The sequence below is a fragment of the Oleiharenicola sp. Vm1 genome, from assembly GCF_047777955.1.
Lineage (GTDB): Bacteria > Verrucomicrobiota > Verrucomicrobiia > Opitutales > Opitutaceae > Didemnitutus.
This window is the reverse complement of sequence record NZ_CP180537.1, coordinates 1,030,973-1,051,285: the sequence shown is the minus strand read 5'-3', so window position 1 is coordinate 1,051,285 and position 20,313 is coordinate 1,030,973. Positions and strand designations below refer to the sequence as shown.

Genomic DNA, 20,313 nt, shown 5'->3' with positions numbered 1-20,313 from the left:
GCCGTGAGAGAGTCGATTTTTGCATGACCGGGAAGGAACTTGAACTAACCCGGAGCCGGGCGCTTTATCAAGCCTCCCGCGGTCATTCATCCGCGCTTTACGCATGTCCACCACGCCCGATTTCGCCGCCCTGCGCACCCAGACCGAGCAACTCTTCGCCGCCGGCCCCGCCGCCGACAAGACCGCCGCCCGCGCCCTCTGGACCGAGGTCCGCGCCGCGCTGAACGCCGGCCAGGTCCGCTCCGCCGAGCCCGACGCGTCCTCGCCCACGGGCTGGAAGGTCAACACCTGGGTCAAGCAGGCCATCCTCCTCGGCCTGCGCCACGGCGACATGGCGGACGTGAGCGGCGCGTTCCCCTTCTACGACAAGGACACCCTGCCCGTCCGCCGCCCCGGCCTCGCCGCCGGCGTGCGCATCGTCCCCGGCGGCTCGTCCATCCGCGAGGGCGCCTACCTCGCCAAGGGCGTCATCTGCATGCCGCCGATGTATATCAACCTCGGCGCCTACGTCGACGAGGGCACCATGGTCGACTCGCACGCCCTCGTCGGCTCCTGCGCCCAGATCGGCAAGCGCGTGCACCTCTCCGCCGCCGCCCAGATCGGCGGCGTCATCGAGCCCGTCGGCGCCCTGCCGGTCATCATCGAGGACGACGTCCTCGTCGGCGGCAACACCGGCATCTACGAGGGCGCGATCGTGAAAACCCGCGCCGTCATCGCCGCCGGCGTCATCCTCACCGGTTCCACGCCGATCTACGACCTCGTCCACCAGACCATCATCGCCCCCGCGGCCGGCCAGCCTGTCGTCGTGCCGCCCGGCGCCGTCGTCGTCCCCGGCGCGCGCACCGTGAAGCGCTCGCCCGGACCCGAATGGGGCCTCTCCGTCGCCACCCCGGTCATCGTCAAATACCGCGACGAGAAGACCGACACCCGCACCGAACTCGAGAGCTGGATCCGATGAGCACCGCGATGCCGGGCGGCCACGCCTTCGACGCCGTCGCCTTCGCGCGCGGCCTGATGGACATCGAGTCGACCACCGGCCAGGAAGCCGCGGTCGGCCGCAAGCTCGCCGCCGACCTGCGCGCCCTCGGCTGGCGGGTGCAGGAGCAGCCCGTCGCCGGCGATCGCTGCAACCTCCTCGCCACCGTCGGCGAGCCGCAGGTGACGTTCTCGACCCACTTCGACTGCGTGCCGCCGTTCTTCCCCAGCCGCGTCGAGGGCGACCGGCTCGTCGGCCGCGGCGCGTGCGACGCCAAGGGCATCCTCGCCGCGCAGGTCGCCGCCGCCGAGCGCCTCCGCGCCGCGGGCGAGACGCGCGTGGGCCTGCTCTTCGTCGTCGGCGAGGAGCGCGGCAGCGACGGCGCCAAGGCCGCCAACACGCTCCCGAACCGCTCCCGCTTCCTCATCAACGGCGAGCCGACCGACCTCCGCCTCGGCACCGCCACGCGCGGCGGCCTGCGCTTCCGCCTCCACGCCGCCGGCAAGGCCGCGCACTCCGGTTATCCCGAGCTCGGCGAATCCGCCACGGAGAAGCTCCTCGACGGCCTCGAGGTGCTGCGCCGCGCCGAGTGGCCGGCCGACCCCGTGCTCGGCCGCACGCATTTCAACATCGGCCTGCTCAGCGGCGGCGTCGCCCCGAACGTCATCCCGCCGCACGCGCAGGCGGAGCTCTTCTTCCGCACCGTCGGCGACGCCGACGTCATCCGCCGCCGCGTGCAGGAACTCGTCGGCGCGCGCCTGCGCATCGAGGAGACGGCCTTCGTGCCGCTGGTGCGCCTGCACACCGTCGCCGGTTTCGAAAAAGCCGTGTTCTCCTACGCCACCGACGTGCCGTTCCTGGACCGGTGGGGCACGCCGCTGCTCTACGGCCCGGGTTCGATCCACGTCGCGCACACGGACCACGAGTTCCTGTCCATCGCCGAGCTCCACGGCGCCATCGACGGCAACGTCCGCCTCGCGACGGAGCTGCTGGCGACCGCCTGACGCGCGTTCCCGGCGTTTCCCGCCGGCGCCCGGCCGGTCCGCGCCCGGAGCGGGTTATTTCAGCAGGCGCTGGCTGCTGATGCTCTCGTGCACCCAGAAGCGGTGCACGGTGAGCGGGCCGAGCCGCAGGTCGTAGCCCCACTCGGTGTCGATGATCGCCGGCGAGCCGAAGGCGCCGGTTTCCTGGATGCGGCTGCGCGTCTCGTTGGCGAGGCAGCGGGCGTTGATGAACGCTTCCTCGACCGAGCGATACGAACCCCAGTTGGTCGAGCGCTGCCTCGGCGTGCTGTCCGGCGCGGTCTCCAGGGAAAACTGGATCACCGTGAACATGGAGGGGGTGTCTCCGGACAGGGCCATGCCCGAACAGATAGCCGGCTCCGTGCCAGCAGCCAGCGCAAAGTGCGGCAAAGTGCGCCGCCCCGCACGCGGGCTGCCGCGACCGTCAGGACTTCGGCACGCTCGCGAGAACCTCGTCGGCCAGGGCGGCGACGGCCTGGCTGAGCCCGCGCGCGAGCTGGGCGTAGTCGTTGTGCCACGCCGCGGGCGGCGCGGTGAACTCGCGGCGCGCCACCAGCGCGGGCTTGTCGCCCACGCGCAGCAGCTCGATGACGGCGACGAAGCGCACGCCGCCCGGCGCGCCCTCGGCGCCGAGGATGCGCACGGTCAGGTCGTAGTCGCGCGGCAGCTGCGCGGGGAACGGATAGGCGAGCACGGTCGCGCGCGCGGCGAGGCTTTCGCGCAGCACGCGAGCGACGCCGGCGTCGAGCGGCTCGGCCCAGAAGGCGTCGTGCGCGTAGCGGACCTCGTGGTCGCCGACGCGCACCGCCATCGCCTTGCCGCGCAGGTAGGTCGCGACCTCGACCGGCCGCAGGCCGATCCGGAGCGAGTCCGCGGCCGGCCGGTCGCCGGCCGGCTGGGCCTCGAGCACGAAGTAGTGCGCGTTCTCCGGCGGCGCCTCGGGAAGGAAATTGCAGGCGGCCAGCAGGCCGGCGCACGCGGCACCGGTGAGCAGCAGGATCGGACGGAGGATTTTCACGGCGGGAAAAGGGAGGGCCGCGCCGGCTCAGCGCGCGGCCTCGGGGTTGCGTTTGCGGCCGACGAGCAGCGCGTTCGGGTTGCGCTCGAGGAGCTCGGCGAGGCGCTGGATCGCGCCGGCGGCCTCGGAGACCTGCTGCAGCGTCCGCGAGACGTCCTCGCCGAGGTAGCCCTGCGACTGCACGAAGCGGCGCGTGGTGGCCGCGGCGGCGTCGATCTGCTTCAGGGCGGCCTGGGCGTCGGCGAGCGTCTTCTTCAGCTCGCCGCTGACGGGATCGACCTGGGTGTCGAGCTTGGCGATGAGCGCCTGGGTGGCGATGAGCGTCTGGTTGAGATTGGCCATGGCCGCCTTCGCGTCGGGCGAGCTGGCGAACTGATTCACGGCGTCGGCGGCGCGGCCGACGCGCTCGGTCAGCGCCTTCACATCGAGCGCGGCGACCTTCTGGTTCGTCGTCGTCAGGAGCGTCTTCAGCTCCTTGCTCAGGCCGGCGAAGTCGACCTTCTTAATGTCGGCCACGATCTCGACGATGGAGCTCTGCACCTCGGCGATGGGGGATTTGATCGCCGGAATGGCCGGATACGGATCGACGCTGGAAGGTTTCGGCGCCGGGTATTCGCGCGGGTCCTCGAAGCTCAGCTCGACAAAGAGCAGGCCGGTGATGCCCTGGAGGTTGAGCTTCGCGCGCATGCCGCGCTCGATGAGGTTCTGGAGCTCGACCGGGTTGGTGAGCTCGATGGTGTTGCCGTCGCGGTCGGTGAGGACGTTGCGGTCGATCTCGCAGATGGTCTGGACGAGGGCGGAGCGCGTGGCGGAGTCGTAGCGGACGTTGATGGCGGCGACGCGGCCGATGCGCACGCCGTTGACCTTCACCGCCGCGCCGGGGTCGAGGCCGCTGACCGACTCGTCGAAGTAGACGACGAAGCGCGTGGGCTTGGCGAAGAAGTTCGTCCCGCCGAACGAAATGAAGGCGAGCAGGCCGAGCAGGACGGCGCCCAGCACGAACATGCCCACGGCGGCGGGACTGAAGCGTGATTTCACGGGATTGAGACTCCTTTTTGCCCGGCGGGCTCCATGCGTCTATTCAAAAACTCCCGCACCCGCGGGTCCTCGCTGCGGTCGCGCAGCTCTCGCGGGTCGCCCTCCGCGATCACGCCGCGCGTGGCGCGGTCGAGCATGACCACGCGGTCGGCGATGCCGTAGATGCTGGCCAGCTCGTGCGAGACGACGACGATGGTGGTGCCGAGCGTGTCGCGGAGCTGGAGGATGAGCTCGTCGAGCTTGAGCGAGGTCACCGGGTCGAGGCCGGCCGACGGCTCGTCGAAGAACACGATGTCGGGGTCGAGCGCCAGCGCGCGGGCGAGGCCGGCGCGCTTCTTCATGCCGCCGGAGAGCTCCGCCGGATAATAGTCCTCGTAGCCGGCCAGGCCGACCTGCGCGAGCTTGAGGCCGACGATGCCGGCGCGCTCGCGCTTGGAGAGGTTGGTGTAGAGCTCGAGCGGCAGCGCGACGTTCTCCCCCACGGTCATCGAGCTCCAGAGCGCGCCGCCCTGGTAGAGCACGCCGAAGGACCGGAGGAAGGCCTTGCGCTGCGCGGCCGGGGCGTGGGTGAAGTCGCGGCCGAAGTAGCGCACGCTGCCCTTCGGCGGATGCTGCAGGCCGATAAGGTTGCGCAGCAGCGTGCTCTTGCCGCAGCCCGAACCGCCGATGATGAAGAACACCTCGCCCTTCTTCACCGCAAACGAGACGCCCTCGAGGATCACGCGGTCGTCGTAGCGCGCCTGGAGGCCCTCGACCTCGATGGCGAACTTGCCGGCGGGCGGCGCAGGAGGCGGGGTGGCGTCGCTCATGTCACCAGCCGAGGATGTTGAAGATCACGGCAAAGACCGTGTCCAGGACGATGATGAGCAGGATGCCGGTCACGACCGCGCTCGTCGCCGCCGCGCCGACGCCCGCCGCGCTGCGCTCGGCCTGCAAGCCGCGCAGGCAGCCGGAGAGGCCGATCAGGATGCCGAACACGCCGGCCTTGATCAGGCCGGTGAACAGGTCCGAGAGGTCGACGATCGTCTTCGTCTCCGCCCAGTAGAGGCTGGCCGGGATGTCGAGGATGCCCGCCGAGATCACCAGGCCGCCGAGGATGCCGAGGACGTTCGAGTAGAGCGCGAGCAGCGGCATCATGAGGAACAGCGCCGCCAGGCGCGGCATGACCAGGAAATCCACCGGCGACACGCCGAGGGTCTCGAGCGCGTCGATCTCCTCGTTCGCCTTCATGTTGCCGAGCGTGGCCGCGAACGCCGCGCCGGTGCGGCCCGCCAGCACGATCGCCGCCATCAGCGGCCCCATCTCGCGCACGACCGCCACGCCCACCATGTCGGCCACGTAGATGTCCGCGCCGAACTGCCGCAGCTGCACCGCCCCCTGGTAGGCGAGGATGATGCCGACGAGGAAGCTGATCAGGCCCACGATCGGCAGCGCCATCGCCCCGCACAGCTGCATCTCGGTGATGCAGTCGCGCCAGCGGAACTGCGCCTGCCCGCGGAAAAAACGCAGCATGCTGAACACGCACTCGCCCACCAGCCGCGCGATGTCCCGCACCTCGCCGAAGAACCCGGTCGAGAACACGCCGACGGCGGTGAACACGTCCGGCAGCGCCGCGTCGTCGTGCTTCACCGCCGGACGCTGCGCCAGCTGGTGCACGAGCTGCTCGACGCCGTGCGGCAGGTTCGCCATCTCGAACTGCGCGTGGATCGACTCCGCGCCGCGCATCGCCTGGCCGACGAAGAGCGGCAGCGCGCTGTCCCAGCTCGCCACCGCGCGCCCCTCGACGCGCACGCGCCGCGGCGGATCCTGAGTGCCGGCCGCGGCCATCGTCCGGGCGACGAGGTCGTGCCAGTCGGGCCGTTCGCCCACGATCTGCCAGTCGCCGCCCACCACGACCGTCAACACGCCGTCCGCCAGGTGCGCTTCGGCTCGGGCGGTGGCGGCGGCATCGGACATCCCGCCACTTTCGCCGGGTGGACGCCCAGTCTCCAGAACTTTTTCTCGGTCCGTTTCGTCGCCGGCCGGGCGGCGTTCGTCCCCGGGCCATCGGCTAAGATCTTTTCCCTGTCGCGCCCGGGCCAAAACTCCCAGCCTTCGGACCGATGAAACTGTCCCCGCTCGTCGCGCTCGCCCTCGCGTCCGCCACCCCGCTCCTCGCCCCCGCCTCCTCGCTCCACGACGCCGTCGCGCACTTCCACGCCCGGACGGCCGAAAACCTGCCCGCCGCCTACCGCGCGGCCTTCGCCGACGACGGCCTCCTGATGTTCCTCCACGCACGCGGACGCGCCGAGCTCGACGCCGCGATCACCCAGCGCATTTCCCCGACTGCGAAGTTCACCGCCACCCCCGTCGAGGAAATCGAGGCCGCCTCGCACGACCTCGGCTTCGTCCGCGGCGACTACCGCCTCGATTTCATCCGCAAGGCCACCGGCGAGTCCATCACGACCCACGGCCGCTTCGTCGAGCTCTGGCGGAAGGACGCCGCCGGCGACTGGAAGCTCTGGCTCGCCAGCTGGGCCGGCGTCGCGCCGGCCGACCCGGCCGCCGCCCCCTCGCCCGCCCCGCCGTCCTCCCCGCGCTGACCGGCCCCTGGCCGAGGCCGAGGGCACTTCCTCGCCCAGGCGTCGACCGACGGCATCCGCCCGGCCTTCCTCGCCCACCTCGCCGACGACGGCACGATCCTCTTCCTCGACGCGCACGGCCGCGACGAGTTCCTGCGCGCGATCGCGAAGATCCCGGCCGACGCGCGCACGTTCGGCACCGCGGAGGTGCTCGTCGAATCCGCCGCGCACGACCTCGGCTGGGCGTGGGGCCCGTATCGCTTCGCCGCGACGGTCGACGGCAAACCCTTCGCCTCGCAGGGCAAGTTCGTGACCGTCTGGAAGCGCACGCCAGGCGGCGCCTGGCGCATCGCTCTCGACCACGGCGCGCAGGACCCCGAGCCGGCGCCGGCCGCTCCCGCCGCGCCGTCGAAAAGCTGACGCCGGCACGCATTTCCGGCTGGCCGGCCCGGCGCCGGGCGCGTTCGCTCGGATGCTCATGCGCCTGCGCACCGTCCTCTTCGACCTCGACGGGACCATCGTCGACCAGTTCCAAGCGATCTACCGCTGCCACACCCACGCGATGCGGCAGGTCGGGCTCCCGGAGCCGACGTTCGACCAGGTCAAGCGCGCCATCGGCCGCGGACTCGACGACGCGATCCGCGACCTCGCCGGCGAGGCCAACGTCGCGCGCATCCTGCCCATCTACATGGAACACTGGCGCGCCACCAGTCTCCAGGACGCCGCGGTGTTCCCCGGCACCTTTGAGCTGCTCGCCGCCCTCCGGGCCCGCGGCGTGAAATGCGCCGCCCTCACGAACAAGCGCGGCGATTCCTCGCGCGAGGTCTGCGCCCATCTGAAACTCACGCCGCTGCTCGACGGCATCTTCGGCGCCGGCGACACGGCGTGGCTCAAGCCGCAGCGGGAGTTCGCCGCGCACGCGCTGCGCACGCTCGGCACCACCGCCGCGGAGACCGCGCTGGTCGGCGACTCGATCTACGACGTCGCCACCGCGCTCAACGCCGGCCTGGCGTTCTACGGCGTCACCACCGGCACGCACGACGCCGCCGCGCTGCGCGCCGCCGGCGCGACCGAGGTTTTTCCCGACCTGCCCGCCGCCACCCCCGCGCTCCTCGCCCGCTGCTGAGCCGCGCGCCGGGCGCGGTCACGCCGGACGCGACCACGCCGGCTCGGCGCGCCCCGCCGCCCGGACGGCGGCGATCACTTGCCCTGGCGCGACCAGGTCACCTCCGACTCGAGCGCGTGCAGCGAAAGCACCATCTCGCGCGCAAAATACACGAGCGAGCCGAACAGCAGCGCGATCGCGCCGAAGAAAAACGCGCCCACCAGCCACTCCTCGGCGAATTTCAGCAGCGTCGTGGCAAAGATCATCATGATCAGCAGGCACGCCGAGAGCATGCTGAGCACGGCCCACATCACGGAAGAGCGGATCAGCCGCGTGCGCCGCGTCAGGACCGTCAGTTGCTCCTCGATGCGCTCGTTCCTTTGCCCCGGATGATCGCGCAGCTCGCGCGCCAGCGCCCGCGTGCGATCCACGATGCGCCCCATGCGGTTCGACAGCGTCAGCAGCAACATGCCCGCACCGGAAATGAGGATCACCGGCGTGACCGAAGCCTGGATGACCGGCAACATGCTCGAGGAATTGGCGTCCATGCCGGGCAAGCTACCCGCCCCGCCCCGCGACGCAACGCTCCCGCCTGTCAGCGCAAGCGATGCCGCATCGTCGCCAAAACCTGCGCCCCGCGCCCGGTCCCGGTCGGCTAGGCGCGCGGCGCCACCGTCGGCGCCGCGCCGCGATGCAGCGCCTTCGCCCGGTCGATCTGCAGCCGCAGCGCCTGCAGCGCCATGAAGATGTCGCGCAGGAACTGCACGAGCGAGGCCACGAGCAGCGCGATGCTCGCGCCGAACAGCACCAGCACGACCTCCCGCATCCGCCAATCGAGCAGCGCCCCGCAGAACAGCGCCACGATGAGCAAACAGGACAGCAGCATGCTCAGCCCGGCCGTCGTCACCGCGCGGCGGATGATCAGCGAGCGTTCCCACATGATGTCGAGCTGGTCGGCCAGGTGCTGCCGCTCCTCGCCCTCGCAGCTCGGGATCGCCTCGGCGAGCTGGCGCGTCCGGTCGACGATGCGCCCCATCCGGTTGGTCAGGACGATGAGCAGCGCGCCCATGCCTGAAACCAGGATCACCGGCGTGATCGCGAGCTGGATGATCGGCAGGAGCGACGAGAGCGATTCCATGATGAAAGCTAGTCTTCGATGATCCGAAACCGGATTTCGCCGCGCAACTTCACCGCATTCGGCTTTGTCGCCAACGGCCGGAAGCGCCAAGTGGGCAGCGTCTCCAGAACGGTCGCCCGGAACTCCGGAGATTTCGCCTCGCCGACCGCCACTTCAGCGACGCTGCCATCCGCCTTCACCGTAAGCGTGAATGCTACCGTATCCTCCAGCGAGGCCCGGCGCATCAGAGCGGGATAGGCAGGCGGAACAACCTTCTCCTCCGTGGGAAATTCACCCATAACCGCCCGGTAGCGGATATCCACCCGCGTTCCATAGGAAGGAATCACGCCCTGCGCCATCGCATGGGCGACTCCGAGCCCCAGGATAAGAACGGCGAGCGCAAATCGCATGTCCGTTTCAAAGGCATCCCCTCACCCGCCGCAACCCGCTTATCGCGCCAGCAGGGTCGCCCCGAGCGCGAGCGCGCCGGGCAGCGCCTGCACGTAGAGGATCCGGCGGTTCGCCGTCGCCGCGCCGAAACCGCCCGCGACCACCACGCAGCCGAGGAAGAAGACCCGCACCGCGAAACCGTGTGCGCCGTCCACCAGGCTCCACGCCAGGCCCGCGGCGAGGAAGCCGTTGTAGAGCCCCTGGTTCATCGCCAGCACGCGGCTCGCCGCGGCGAACTCCGGCGTCAACCCGAACACCCGGCGGCCATACGGCGTGTTCCAGAGGAACATTTCGATGACGAGGAAGTAGGCGTGCAGGAGCGCGACGAGCGCCGTGAGGAGCGTGGCGGCGAGGGGCATGCCGGCACGGTGCCGCGCCCGCCGCCGATCGCCAAGCGCCGAAACCGCGCCGCACCGGTAGAGACGGTTGCCCTCCACCGCACGATCCTTCGCCGCGTCCGGCTCCCACGCCCCCGCCACCCGGCAGCGCGACTCGCCTCAGGGAACCGCCCGCCGCCGCCGGATCACCAGCTGCGAGGTCATGTCCTGCACCAGCTTGCCCTGCTGGTTGAACGTCCGGCAGCGCAGCGTCAGCCGGCCGTGGTCGGGACGCCCGGGCATCTCGCTCTTGGCGACGACTTCCTGCACCACGCGCAGGCGGTCGCCGGGGCGCACCGGCCGCGGGAAACGCAGCTCCTCGATCACGTGCCCAATCACGCCGCCCTCGACCTGCATCTCCCCCTGCACCATCAGCCGCATCGTCACCGCCGCCGTGTGCCAGCCGCTCGCCACGTGCTCGCCGAAGAGCGAGGCCTTGGCCGCCTCCGGATCGGTGTGGAACGGCTGCGGATCATACTGCCGCGCGAAGGCGACGATCTCCGCCGCGGTCATCTCGTAGTCCGCGGTGGTGAATTTCTGGCCGGGCTGCAGGTCTTCCCAGGTGAGCATGCGCCAGCGTGCGCACCGGCCGGCCGTTGTCCAATGTCGGATTGTGTTCGCACCGGCGTCTGCTTGAGTGGCGGGGCGCCCGGGCCAGCGCCTCCCTCCCATGAAAAAACTCCCCGTGCTCCTCGCCCTCCTCGCGCTCGCCGTCGGCCTGCGCGCCCAGACCCCACCCCGCCGGCGCCCGCGCCCGACGCCGCCAAGCTCGCCCTCGCGCGCGAGGTCATCACCGCCATGCAGGCGGACAAGCTCATCGACCGGATGACCGGCCAGATGAAACAGATGGCATCGCAGATGTCCGGCCTCTCCCCCGACATGCCCCCCGAGCAGCGCGCCCGGGCCGAGGCCACGCAGGGCAAGATCATGGAACTCAGCATGGAGATGTCCAAGACGCTGCTCTCGAAAATGGACACCATCTACGCCGATGTCTTCACCGAACCCGAACTGAAGGCGATGAAGGCATTCTACTCCTCGCCCGAGGGCGCGAGCGCGCAGCTCAAGCAGGCCGACGTCGCCAAGCGCATGATGCCGCTCGTCCAGGAGCTGCAGCGCGGCCTCATGCCGAAGATCCAGCAGATCATGGCGGAAGCCCAGGCCGAGGAGGCCAAGGCCGCCGCGCCGATGCCCGCCCCCGTCGCCGCTCCGGCGGCGAAGCCGACCGAGCCCGCGAAATAATCGCGCGCGTCGCCGCGCCGATCGCATGCCCGCCCGCCGCCTTTCCCGCGGCGGGCTTTTTGTTCGCCGCCGCCGGACGCGGGAGCGAGCTTGCCCGCCCGGCGGCGCCGGCTAACCGTCTTCGCCGCGTGGCCGCACCCTCCGCCAATTCCCTCACCGGCGTCCTCGAGCGCATCATCTTCTTCAACGAGGAGAATCACTACACCATCGCGGAGCTGCGCCCGGAGACCGCGAAATCGGCCGAGGACCGCGTCACCATCGTCGGTCCGCTCCCGGGCGTGCAGTGCGGCGAGACGCTCGAGCTGACCGGCGAGTGGACGAAGCACGCGCAGCACGGCGCGCAGTTCAAGGTCACCGGCTTCAAGAGCGAGCTGCCCTCCTCCGTCTACGGCATCCGCAAATACCTCGGCAGCGGCCTCGTCCCGGGCATCGGCAAGGTCTACGCCAACAAGATCGTCGACGCGTTCGGCACCGACACCTTCCGCGTCCTCAGCGAGGAATCGGGCAAGCTCCGCTCGGTTCCGGGCATCGGCAAGGTCCGCGCCACCGCCATCAAGGCCGCCTGGGACGAGCAGAAGACGCTGCGCGAGGTCCACATCTACCTCCAGACCTACGGCGTCACGACCTCGCAGTGCGTGAAGATCGTGAACAAGTTCGGCACCGCCGCGCCGCGGGTCATCCGCGAGGAGCCCTACCGCATCGCGCGCGAGATCGACGGCATCGGCTTCAAGACCGCCGACCGGCTCGCCATCAACCTCGGTTTCGCCAACGACTCCGCCCCGCGCCTCGACGCCGGCCTGATCTACGCCCTGGAAACGCTGCAGGAGGACGGCCACACCGCCTACCCGCGCGAGGAGCTCGTCACCTACACCGCCACCCTGCTCGAGACCTCGGCCGAGCGCGTCGAGGCGCGCATCGACGCCCTGATCGCCGAAAAATCCCTCGTGGCGCACGGCACCGGACCTTCCGCGCCCGCCGCCCGCCGCCCGGCCGCGCAGGCAGGGCGAGTCGTCCCCGACGAGCCGCCCTCCGCAGTCCAAAATCCAAAATCGAGAATCCAAAATTCCGCGATCCAGCTGCCGGTCAATTCCCGCGCCGAACAAAAAATCGCCGACGTCGTCCGCCGCCTCGGCGCGCAGCCGAGCGGCCTGCCGCCGATCAAGGTCGACGCCGCCGTCGCGTGGGCGCAGGAGAAGGCGGGCTTCGAATTCCACGGCCTGCAGTCCGCCGCGATCAAGCACGCGCTCACGCACAAGTTCTCCATCCTCACCGGCGGCCCCGGCACGGGCAAGACGACCATCCTGCGCGCGCTGGTCGACATCCTGAAGGCCAAGAAAGTCCGCGTCACCCTCGCCGCCCCCACCGGCCGCGCCGCCCAGCGCCTGGCCGAGACGACCGGCGGCTTCGCCTCCACCATCCACCGCCTGCTGAAGTTCGAGAACGGCGCGTTCACGGTGAACGAGTCGCACCCGCTCGCCACCGACTTCCTCATCGTCGACGAGGCCTCGATGCTCGACGTCCGCCTCGCCGCCGCGCTCCTGCAAGCCGTGCCGAACCGCGCGCACCTGCTGCTCGTCGGCGACATCGACCAGCTCCCCAGCGTCGGCGCCGGCAACGTCCTCAAGGACCTGATCGCGGTCAGCTCTCAACTCTCAACCCTCAACTCTCATCTCGAGTCACCGGCCCTGCCGGTGACTCGCCTGTCCTTCGTCTACCGCCAGGGCAAGGAGAGCGCGATCGTCACCACCGCGCACGCGATCAACGAAGGTCACGCCCAGCCGCCGCCGGTGCTGAGCGAAGTCGACAAGGCGCAGGCGTGGAGCGACCTGAACTTCATCGCCGCCACCGACGCCGAGGACTGCCTCGCGAAAATCATCGCGCTCTGCACGCAGTTCATCCCGGCGCATTTCAAGTGGTTCAATCCGATCACCGACGTGCAGGTGCTTGCGCCGATGCACAAGGGCACCGTCGGCGTCGGCAATCTCAACACCCGCCTCCAAGCGGCGCTCAACCCGCACCAGGCCGGCCTGCGGGCCGTCAGCGGCGAATACCGTCCGGGCGACAAGCTGATCCAGCTGCGCAACAACTACGACAAGGGCCTCTTCAACGGCGACATCGGCCGGGTGGTCAGCACCGACCTCACCAAGGGCACGCTCATCGCCGATTTCGACGGCGAGCAGCACGTCTTCGAGCGCGGCGAGATGAACGAGGTCGCCCTCGCCTACGCCATCAGCATCCACAAATCGCAGGGCAGCGAGTATCCCGTCGTGATCGTGCCGCTGCTGAAGGCGCACTTCATGATGCTCCAGCGCAACCTCGTCTACACGGCGATCACGCGCGGCCGGAAGAAGGTCTTCCTCGTCGGCGAACCCGCCGCCTACTCCATGGCCGTGCGCAACGCCGAGTCGAAGCAACGCTGCACCCATCTGCGGGAGAAAATTCTGACGTCCGCTTGAAGCTGAGGGCCGCTGCGCGCCTCACTCGCCACTTTAGCCGCGTCCATCCAGCTGCGGCTCGACGGCCGCTGACGACCACGGCCCCTCCCTCGCGGCAGAGTCGTCAGCGGCGGAGCGCCAGCAGGCGGGCGCGGGAGGGACGCCGTGCTTACGCAGGATCGAGGCGACCTGGTTCTTGATCGTCGCCTCCGCGCGGTTGAGCTCGCCGGCGATCTCCTTGTTGGACAGCCCGGCGAGCAGCCGCTCGCACACGCGCTGCTCGGCGGGCGTGAGGCCGGGATCGAGGGCGACGGCGGGGCGGGACACCGGCAGGACGCCGCGCGTCTCCTGGCGGGCGGGCAGCAGGCAGCTGGCGCCGAAGAGGAGGCTGGAGGGGACGAAACGGGGGAAGCGGGATGCGACCATGGCGAAGAGGGGCGGCGCCGCGGAAAGCGGCGCCACTAGGTTAGACGAACGAGCCGCCGAAATCCCTGAGAAGAAAATCGCCGGTGCGCGTCATGCCCTCGGATTTGTTGCGTATTACGCAAGGAAGCTCCCGTTTCCGACGGGCCGGGACGCGCGCCAGAGGGCGCCGGGAGCGGCATCGATCCTCGTCAGGGCGTCAGCAGACGCTTGACCTCGGCCGCGAGCTTCTCGCCGCGCGCGTTGGTGGAAACGACCCGGCCGGTCGGGTCCACCAGCAGCATCGCCGGAATCGAAGTCACCGCAAAGCGGACCGCGAGCTCGTTGCGCCCGCCCTTGCCGTCGAAATGCTGGGGCCACGGCATGTTTTGGCGCGTCACGAAGTCGAGCAGCTTCTGCCGGTCCTGCGTCCGATCCAACGATACGCCGATGATCTCGAAGCCGCGCTCATGGTATTCCGCATAGACGCGCTTCACGTTGGGGATTTCGGCAATGCACGGCCCGCACCACGTGGCCCAAAAATCGATCAGCACCACTTTGCCGCGCAGCTTCGCCAGATCGACCTCGCGGCCGTCGACGGCGGTGAAGGCCAGATCGAGCGGCTTGGCCAGCATGGCGCGCACGCGTTCCTCCTCCGCCGCCACCGTGCGGGCGGCACTCACCTCGCTCGCGGCGAGTTCGCGGAGAAAAGCCGCTTCCTGCTCCGGTGCCGCATAGCGCACGATCGAAAGCAACCGGGTATAGAGGCTCGTGACGGCCTCGTCGGCGGGGAAGCGCCGCGAATGCTGCTCGATCGCGTCGAGCAGGGCGCGCCGTTTCGCCGGATCGGCCGGATCGGCATAGAGCCGGCTCTCCAGTTCCGAGCGGGCCAGCCGCATCTTGAATTCCTCCGGCGCGTCCGCGGACTCGCGCAGGAGTCGGCGCAACTCCGCCAGGCGCGTCCGCGAGGCCTGGGCGCGCTCCGGATCGAGCTTTACCTGCCGCATGAACTGCGGAACGGGCAGATCGAGCGACGGCCAGTCGTGTTCCGGCGTCGCAATGAACAAGGGCGGACGCTCGATCATCCAATAGATCGCCTGCCAGCGGCGCGGGTCGTCAGGGAAACGGCGGCAGAACTCCGTCGCCACGTCGGCGAGCTCGATGCCCCGTCGGCCGCGCCAGATGAACCGGGCCGTCGGGCTGAGGGATTCCGGCGCTTCGCGGCCGGCGAGTTCGGCCACCACCGACCAGGCGGCATCGGCCGGAGCGGGTTCCGTTGCCTGCGCCAGCGCGACGAACGGCCAGAGGACGAAAAGGAGGACGAGGGTAAGGCGATGCATGTCAGAATTGCTTGCGCAGGGTGAGCACGTAGCGACGCAGGCGGGGGTCCTGCACGATGACGAACGACTTGGCCGCGTCCGCGGGCGAGGGCTGATGGTTGAAGACGTTGGGCACCGAGACGGTCAGTTTCATGCCCTTGAACACGCGACGAACGCCCTTCGCCTCGATCCAGGCCGCGCGGTCGAAATCGTAGGAGACCGTCGGCGTCCACTCGACGCGTGACGGCGCCGTATACGTCTGGCTCGGCGAGATGCGATACTCCGACTGATAGGTGCCGGCCATGGAGACATCCGCCGGGCCGCGTCCCAAGGACACCGTGCCGCTGATCCGCCGCGGAAAATTCAGCGGCGCCCACGGATCATTGGCCGCCGCGCGATAGTCGTAGCGTTGCGGATCGGACATCTGCACGCGCAACGCGAAACGCCCCCAGGGCGTGGGCCGGTGATAGCTCAATTGGTAATCGAAGCCGCTCGTGCGCGAGCGCGACGTGTTGATCGAGCGCAAGTCGAGTCCGATGATCGGCCCGGGCACGCCGCCGACGGCCGGGCCACGCGTGACCCGCTCCGGGTAACTGTCCACGAGCAGCTGCGGTGTGAACTGGAGATCCTCGGCCCGATCGCGATAGTCGATGTCGTAGTGGTCGACCGTGAGCGAAAGCCCCGGGATGAACGCGACATCGACCGCCACGCCCCAATTCCACGTCACGGATTGCTCGGCGCGCAGATCGGGGTTGCCGCCCGAGACCGTCGTGACGACGCCTTGGACAAATTCGTTGCGCAGCGGATCGAACAGCGTCGCGAACGGCCCGAAGTTCTGCTCGAACTCGCTCAATGGCGCATACAACGCCGCCAGCGACGGAGCCTTGAAGCCCTCGCCGCGCGAGGCGCGGAACGTGATCCACTTGACCGGGCGCGCGAGGAGGCTGACGCGCGGGGTGGTCGCCTTGCCGAAGTCGTTGTGATCGTCGATGCGGCCGGCGAAATTGAATTCCAGCTGCTCGAGCCACCGGAAATTCTGTGCCGCGGAGACCAGCGGCACCTGCAACTCGGCGAAGGCGGAGGTGACGGTGCGATCCGGGGTCGTGGAGAGCAACGGGGTGGTCGAGACGAACGTCACCTCGTCGGCGCGGTATTCGGCGCCGACCGCGACGGAAACGTCTCCCGTGGGCAGCGTGAAAGCCGGACCGCTGACGTGCGCGGTGTAGTGGGACGAGCGCGTCTCATCGCGGCGGGGATCCGTGCGCGTGAGGCTCTCGAGCAGCCCCGGGGGATTGGGGTTCGTCGCGGTCGAGCTGTCGTAGATGAGTATCGGGCGGCGTGCGGGATCGGGGTTGTTGATCGCCGCGGTCAGCAGCGCGGAGTTGAAGCTCGAGCCGATGTTGTCGCGGTAGTTGTCGCTCAGCATCGAGGTGGCGAAGGACGCCGCGGCCTCGTAATTCCACGTGGCCGACAGGTCGCCGCGCGCGCCGAAAACGACCGCGCTGTTGCGGGTCGTGGAAACGCGGTGGGAGCGCGGCAGGTCGAGAAACACCTTGCTCAACTGCACCGGCACGCCGAACGGGTTGCCCGCGTAGCCGGCGGGGAGCAGGAGGTTCGGCACGCGAATCGGCCGGTCGGCAAACTCGGTGACCGCCTCACTCCAATTCGCGTCGAGGAAGAAGCGGGCCGTCGGCTTCCAATCGTAGGCGAGCTGGACGAGCGCGTTGCGCCGCTCGGAGGGATTGATGGCGCTGAAGAACGGCGCGATGTCGAAACGCGGCGCGATCGGCCCGGCGGCCTGGTAGCTGGCCACCGTGAGATTCTGCCCGTTGGCGCCGACCGGGATCGCGACCGAGCGCGCGCCGATGCCGGGCAGCACGCCCGTGCGCGCCGTGAGGCTGCCTGCCCCGCCCGGCGCCTGGTCGAGCGTCGACGACGCCCACGTGCCGCGGTTCTCCGTGCGCGTGAACCAGCGGTCGGCGAGCTTTTGCTCGTTGTTTTCGCGATAGCTCGCGCTCGCCGTCATGGAGAACCGGCCGGAACGGTAACCGGTGCTGACGTTGACGCTTTTCACCGCGAGATCGGTTTCGAAGGTGTTGTCGTAGGTCAGGGTCACTTCGCTGCCGACGAAATGCTTCTTGAGAATGATGTTTACGACGCCGCTCACCGCATCCGCGCCGTAGAGCGCGCTGGAGCCGGCCGTGAGCACCTCGATGCGATCGATCATCGCCAGCGGAATGCCATCGGGATTGAACGCGTCCGTCCCGGTTGCCTGGCCGCTGCGCGCCATCCGCCGGCCGTTCACCAGCACGAGCGTCGTGTCGGAGCCGATGCCGCGGAGATTGAAATCCACCCGCGACTGCGAGGCGAATGAAGTCGCGCCGCCCGTCAGGCCCGTGCCGCCGACGCCCGACGTGACGCCCAGCTGCGGGATCATCGCGCGGAATTCGCCGAGCGAGGCGACGCCCGAGCGCTCGAAATCCTCCGACGTCCAGGTGAAAACCGGGTTGGCGGTCGCCTGGCCCTGCAGGCTGCGGATGCGGGAGCCGGTGACCGTGTAGTCCTCCATCTCAACCACGCCGTTCTTCACGCGGGAGCGCGGGTCATGCGCCGCCGTCGCCTGGTCGCCCGCCGTCCCTGCCTCAGCGAGACGGCGAGCGCCGTTTTTTGATTCGACAGGCATCTCCCGGCGCACGGCGAAAGCGCCGGATTTTTCATCGACCGTGGCGACCAGTCCCGTGCCGCTCAGGAGGGCGTCGATCGCCTGCTGCGCGGTAAACTCGCCCCGCACGGCGGGTGTCTTCACGCCGCGCACGGCTTCGGCCGCGAAGAGCGTTTCGCGACCGGAGGTTTCGGAAAACTGTTTCAACGCCATGGCGGCGTCGCCCGCGGGGATGTCGTAGCGCTTGCGGGTCGATTCGGCGGCGAAGGCCGCCGCGACGAAAGCCACGCTAATGAGCGCGGCGCACAGGAGGTGACGAAGGGTTCGCATGGGTGGAGGGGCTCGGCCGACGAACGCCGGCCACCTACCAAGACGAACCGTCGCCACGATGCCGTAACATTTTTTCGGCCCTGCTCCGCCTCATCGCGCGCGGCGCAGCACCGTGCGGTTCTCACCGGCGGGCTCGGCCCGGAGGCCGAACGCCGGTTCGGCCGCGAGCATGCGGATGAAAGCCTCGACGTTGTCCGGCCGGAACGTGCCGCCGATGCGCAGCGCGCCGAGCGCGGGGTCGCCGAGCTCGATCTGGTGGCGGTTGAGGCGGTTGAATTCCGCCACCGCGTCGGCCAGCGGCGTCTCGTTGAACTCCAGCCGCGGCGCCTGCCAGGCGAGCTCGCGCGCGATGTCCTCGTTGGTGACCCCGCTGATGGTCGGCGCCACCGGCTGCGCCAGCGCGACGACCGCCTGCTGGCCCACGGAGACGTAGGCGGGGGCGACCGGCACCGCCGCCGCGGGCTGCTCGACCTGCACGCGGCCCTCGGTGACGATCACCTGCACGTCCCGCGGATCGAGGCGGACGTTGAAGGCGGTGCCGACCGCGCGCACCTCGACGCCGGCGGCGTCGACGACGAACGGACGCGCCTTGTCTTTCCAGACGGAGAAATGCGCCTCGCCGCCGGTGAGCTTCACGCGGCGCTCGGTCTCGGAATATTGCACGACCAGCTGGGTGCCGTCCTTCAGCTCGACGCGCGAACCGTCGGGCAGGGCCAGCCGTTCGTTCACGCGCAGGTAGGACCGCGGCGCGGCCGCCACGGCGGCGCTCTCGGGCGCGGGCCGGGTGAGCACGAAGACCAGCGCGACCGCGGCCGCGGCGGCGAGGCCGACCGAGACCCAGCCCCACCACGCGCGGTGGCGGGCGGGGGCGGCGCGAACAAATCGGGGTTCGGCTCGGTGTCGTGCGCCGGCGTCCACTCGTAGAGCTGCATCATGCGCTCCAGCGCCGCCGCGTGCTGCTGCAGCGCCTCGGCGTGGCGCGGATCGGCGCGGAGCCACTGCATGTAGTCGTCCTGCTCCGCCGCGCTCAGGCCGCGGTCGCGGCGGGCGAGCCAGGCCGACGCGGCCTCGAGGATCGCCTCGGGGATCGGATCGTGGGGCTGCGACGCGGGATTCATCGCGCACCTCCGCGGGCGAAGAACGCGGCGCACTGCCGGATGCCGGCGGCCATCTGCTTCTCCACCGTGCTCTCGGACACGCCCAGCTTCTCCGCGATCTGCCGCTGGGTCAGGCCATAGGCCGTGCGCAGGGTGAAGATCTGCCGCACGCGCTCGGGCAGCGACTGGATGGCCTTGGTCAAGAGTTCGAGTTCCTGCTGTTTGGTGACGGAGGCGACGACATCCGCCGCATCGGTTAAGACGGTCGGATCGGTGTCGTCCGTAATCGGCTCGAACGCCACCACGCGCTGCCGGCGCACGGCGTCGAGGGCGAGGTGGCGCGCGGTGGTGAAAAGCAGGGCGCGGGCCGAGCGGATCGGGCTCACCTCCCGCGCCGCCACCAGGCGCGCGAGGCTTTCCTGCACGATGTCGTCCACGTCCGGCAGCGTCGGGAAGCGCGCCAGCAGCCAAGCCCGCAGCGCCGGACGGTGCGGCTGCACCTCCGTGGCGAACCAGCGGGTGACCTCGGGACTGGCATCGGGCGGCATGGCGGGACGCCCGGAGTATCGCCGCCCGCGCGGAAAAATCCAGCGACATGGCGGCGCGGGCGACGTGCGGAAAGATTTCGTTACGGCACCGGCGGGCTCGTTCGTCTTAGGCCCGGCCGGCGCCGGCGGACCGCCTGGCCCGAAAGCGCTAGAACACACGTCCAGCGTGACAGCGGTCGCGCCGGGCGCAGGCTGGACGGCATGCCTTCCGCCGCGATCGCGATTATCGGCTGCCTCCCCGCTCCGGGTGGAGAGGCGTCGCGGCGTAAACTCCGGCCCGCCTCCTCCTTCTCGACCCCGAGCGGACGTTCCGCCCGGGGTTTTTCTTTGGCCATGAAAACACCCGTCCACCTCCCCCACCCCGCCGGCCGCTGGCGCCTGAGCGTCCACGCCGCCGGGCACGATCCGCTCGTCCTCGCCCGCGTGCTGCAGAAGGCCGCCGTGCCCGAAATCGCCCTCGAAGCGGCCGCCTACACCCGCGCGCCGGCGGCGCTGGAACTCACGCTCGCCTGCACCGCCGCTCGTGCCGAGCTCACCCGCCAGAAACTCGAGCGCCTCGCCGACGTGGAGCGCGCCGTCCTGCGGCCGTCGTCCTGAGTCTCCGCCGAAAGAGGCCC

General features: G+C 70.0%; 24 protein-coding genes. 8 read left to right on the top strand and 16 right to left on the bottom strand.

From position 1 onward, the window contains the following. Positions 1 to 103 precede the first annotated feature (103 nt). Together ACMYLB_RS05630 and ACMYLB_RS05625 are read left to right on the top strand one after the other, a co-directional pair. Entirely contained in the window at positions 104 to 958 is an 855-nt protein-coding gene (locus tag ACMYLB_RS05630) for a 2,3,4,5-tetrahydropyridine-2,6-dicarboxylate N-succinyltransferase (RefSeq protein WP_415909972.1), read from the top strand. After that, positions 955 to 1,980 (top strand): M20/M25/M40 family metallo-hydrolase, encoded by a 1,026-nt coding sequence (locus tag ACMYLB_RS05625; RefSeq protein WP_415909971.1) that lies wholly within the window; start codon positions 955 to 957, stop codon positions 1,978 to 1,980. Before ACMYLB_RS05630 ends, ACMYLB_RS05625 begins: the two co-directional genes overlap by 4 nt. A 54-nt stretch (positions 1,981 to 2,034) precedes the next feature. Here the strand turns inward: ACMYLB_RS05625 and ACMYLB_RS05620 are convergent, their stop codons facing one another. The 5 genes from ACMYLB_RS05620 to ACMYLB_RS05600 all read right to left on the bottom strand — a co-directional run bounded on the left by ACMYLB_RS05620 (position 2,035) and on the right by ACMYLB_RS05600 (position 6,010). Beyond that, a complete protein-coding gene (locus ACMYLB_RS05620) occupies positions 2,035 to 2,337 on the bottom strand; it encodes a hypothetical protein (protein ID WP_415909970.1) in 303 nt (100 codons plus the stop codon). 85 nt (positions 2,338 to 2,422) lie between these two features. Beyond that, positions 2,423 to 3,016: a membrane integrity-associated transporter subunit PqiC gene (locus tag ACMYLB_RS05615; RefSeq protein WP_415909969.1), complete on the bottom strand. Its 594-nt coding sequence runs from the start codon at positions 3,014 to 3,016 to the stop codon at positions 2,423 to 2,425. Positions 3,017 to 3,043: 27 nt separating this feature from the next. Beyond that, the gene (locus tag ACMYLB_RS05610; protein WP_415909968.1) at positions 3,044 to 4,054 is read right to left on the bottom strand and encodes an MlaD family protein; all 1,011 of its coding nucleotides are present in this window, start codon (positions 4,052 to 4,054) and stop codon (positions 3,044 to 3,046) included. Beyond that, on the bottom strand, positions 4,051 to 4,863 hold the full coding sequence (locus ACMYLB_RS05605; RefSeq protein ID WP_415909967.1) for an ABC transporter ATP-binding protein: 813 nt from the start codon (positions 4,861 to 4,863) through the stop codon (positions 4,051 to 4,053). Before ACMYLB_RS05605 ends, ACMYLB_RS05610 begins: the two co-directional genes overlap by 4 nt. Position 4,864: 1 nt before the next feature. Then, the gene (locus ACMYLB_RS05600; protein ID WP_415909966.1) at positions 4,865 to 6,010 is read right to left on the bottom strand and encodes an MlaE family ABC transporter permease; all 1,146 of its coding nucleotides are present in this window, start codon (positions 6,008 to 6,010) and stop codon (positions 4,865 to 4,867) included. 146 nt (positions 6,011 to 6,156) lie between these two features. Between ACMYLB_RS05600 and ACMYLB_RS05595 the strand changes: the two genes are divergently transcribed. The 3 genes from ACMYLB_RS05595 to ACMYLB_RS05585 are packed head-to-tail and all read left to right on the top strand — an operon-like array spanning position 6,157 to position 7,741. Next, positions 6,157 to 6,636: a YybH family protein gene (locus ACMYLB_RS05595; RefSeq protein ID WP_415909965.1), complete on the top strand. Its 480-nt coding sequence runs from the start codon at positions 6,157 to 6,159 to the stop codon at positions 6,634 to 6,636. A 54-nt stretch (positions 6,637 to 6,690) separates the two neighbouring features. Continuing rightward, positions 6,691 to 7,035, top strand: a complete 345-nt coding sequence (locus ACMYLB_RS05590) for a YybH family protein (protein ID WP_415911041.1) — start codon at positions 6,691 to 6,693, stop codon at positions 7,033 to 7,035. A 58-nt stretch (positions 7,036 to 7,093) separates the two neighbouring features. Further along, entirely contained in the window at positions 7,094 to 7,741 is a 648-nt protein-coding gene (locus ACMYLB_RS05585; protein WP_415909964.1) for an HAD family hydrolase, read from the top strand. Positions 7,742 to 7,815: 74 nt separating this feature from the next. Here the strand turns inward: ACMYLB_RS05585 and ACMYLB_RS05580 are convergent, their stop codons facing one another. From ACMYLB_RS05580 to ACMYLB_RS05560, 5 genes are all read right to left on the bottom strand, one after another. Continuing rightward, positions 7,816 to 8,268: a DUF2721 domain-containing protein gene (locus tag ACMYLB_RS05580; RefSeq protein ID WP_415909963.1), complete on the bottom strand. Its 453-nt coding sequence runs from the start codon at positions 8,266 to 8,268 to the stop codon at positions 7,816 to 7,818. Between the two features lie 107 nt (positions 8,269 to 8,375). Continuing rightward, entirely contained in the window at positions 8,376 to 8,858 is a 483-nt protein-coding gene (locus ACMYLB_RS05575; protein ID WP_415909962.1) for a DUF2721 domain-containing protein, read from the bottom strand. A gap of 8 nt (positions 8,859 to 8,866) precedes the next feature. Continuing rightward, the gene (locus tag ACMYLB_RS05570) at positions 8,867 to 9,247 is read right to left on the bottom strand and encodes a TonB family protein (protein ID WP_415909961.1); all 381 of its coding nucleotides are present in this window, start codon (positions 9,245 to 9,247) and stop codon (positions 8,867 to 8,869) included. Positions 9,248 to 9,286: 39 nt separating this feature from the next. Then, positions 9,287 to 9,646 (bottom strand): DUF1304 domain-containing protein, encoded by a 360-nt coding sequence (locus ACMYLB_RS05565; RefSeq protein ID WP_415909960.1) that lies wholly within the window; start codon positions 9,644 to 9,646, stop codon positions 9,287 to 9,289. A 138-nt stretch (positions 9,647 to 9,784) separates the two neighbouring features. After that, positions 9,785 to 10,234, bottom strand: coding sequence for a MaoC family dehydratase (locus tag ACMYLB_RS05560; protein WP_415909959.1), 450 nt, complete (start codon positions 10,232 to 10,234; stop codon positions 9,785 to 9,787). A 228-nt stretch (positions 10,235 to 10,462) separates the two neighbouring features. On the opposite strand from ACMYLB_RS05560, the gene ACMYLB_RS05555 reads away from it, so the two are divergent. Continuing rightward, positions 10,463 to 10,903, top strand: coding sequence for a DUF2059 domain-containing protein (locus ACMYLB_RS05555; RefSeq protein ID WP_415909958.1), 441 nt, complete (start codon positions 10,463 to 10,465; stop codon positions 10,901 to 10,903). Positions 10,904 to 11,031: 128 nt separating this feature from the next. Beyond that, positions 11,032 to 13,359 carry an ATP-dependent RecD-like DNA helicase gene (locus ACMYLB_RS05550; protein ID WP_415909957.1) on the top strand — a complete coding sequence of 776 codons (2,328 nt, stop codon included), beginning with the start codon at positions 11,032 to 11,034 and terminating at the stop codon, positions 13,357 to 13,359. A gap of 33 nt (positions 13,360 to 13,392) precedes the next feature. Here ACMYLB_RS05550 and ACMYLB_RS05545 read toward each other — a convergent pair whose 3' ends face one another. The 6 genes from ACMYLB_RS05545 to ACMYLB_RS05520 form a co-directional block, all read right to left on the bottom strand. Then, complete coding sequence (locus ACMYLB_RS05545; RefSeq protein WP_415909956.1) at positions 13,393 to 13,764, bottom strand: helix-turn-helix domain-containing protein; 372 nt, start codon at positions 13,762 to 13,764, stop codon at positions 13,393 to 13,395. A gap of 188 nt (positions 13,765 to 13,952) precedes the next feature. Next, complete coding sequence (locus ACMYLB_RS05540) at positions 13,953 to 14,981, bottom strand: TlpA family protein disulfide reductase (protein ID WP_415909955.1); 1,029 nt, start codon at positions 14,979 to 14,981, stop codon at positions 13,953 to 13,955. 100 nt (positions 14,982 to 15,081) lie between these two features. Further along, on the bottom strand, positions 15,082 to 18,108 hold the full coding sequence (locus tag ACMYLB_RS05535) for a TonB-dependent receptor domain-containing protein (RefSeq protein ID WP_415909954.1): 3,027 nt from the start codon (positions 18,106 to 18,108) through the stop codon (positions 15,082 to 15,084). 33 nt (positions 18,109 to 18,141) lie between these two features. Further along, positions 18,142 to 18,780 carry a FecR family protein gene (locus ACMYLB_RS05530; protein ID WP_415909953.1) on the bottom strand — a complete coding sequence of 213 codons (639 nt, stop codon included), beginning with the start codon at positions 18,778 to 18,780 and terminating at the stop codon, positions 18,142 to 18,144. Next, positions 18,777 to 19,169, bottom strand: coding sequence for a DUF4880 domain-containing protein (locus ACMYLB_RS05525; RefSeq protein WP_415909952.1), 393 nt, complete (start codon positions 19,167 to 19,169; stop codon positions 18,777 to 18,779). Before ACMYLB_RS05525 ends, ACMYLB_RS05530 begins: the two co-directional genes overlap by 4 nt. Further along, on the bottom strand, positions 19,166 to 19,696 hold the full coding sequence (locus ACMYLB_RS05520) for an RNA polymerase sigma factor (protein ID WP_415909951.1): 531 nt from the start codon (positions 19,694 to 19,696) through the stop codon (positions 19,166 to 19,168). Before ACMYLB_RS05520 ends, ACMYLB_RS05525 begins: the two co-directional genes overlap by 4 nt. 333 nt (positions 19,697 to 20,029) lie before the next feature. On the opposite strand from ACMYLB_RS05520, the gene ACMYLB_RS05515 reads away from it, so the two are divergent. Beyond that, on the top strand, positions 20,030 to 20,293 hold the full coding sequence (locus tag ACMYLB_RS05515; protein WP_415909950.1) for a hypothetical protein: 264 nt from the start codon (positions 20,030 to 20,032) through the stop codon (positions 20,291 to 20,293). Positions 20,294 to 20,313: the final 20 nt, after the last annotated feature.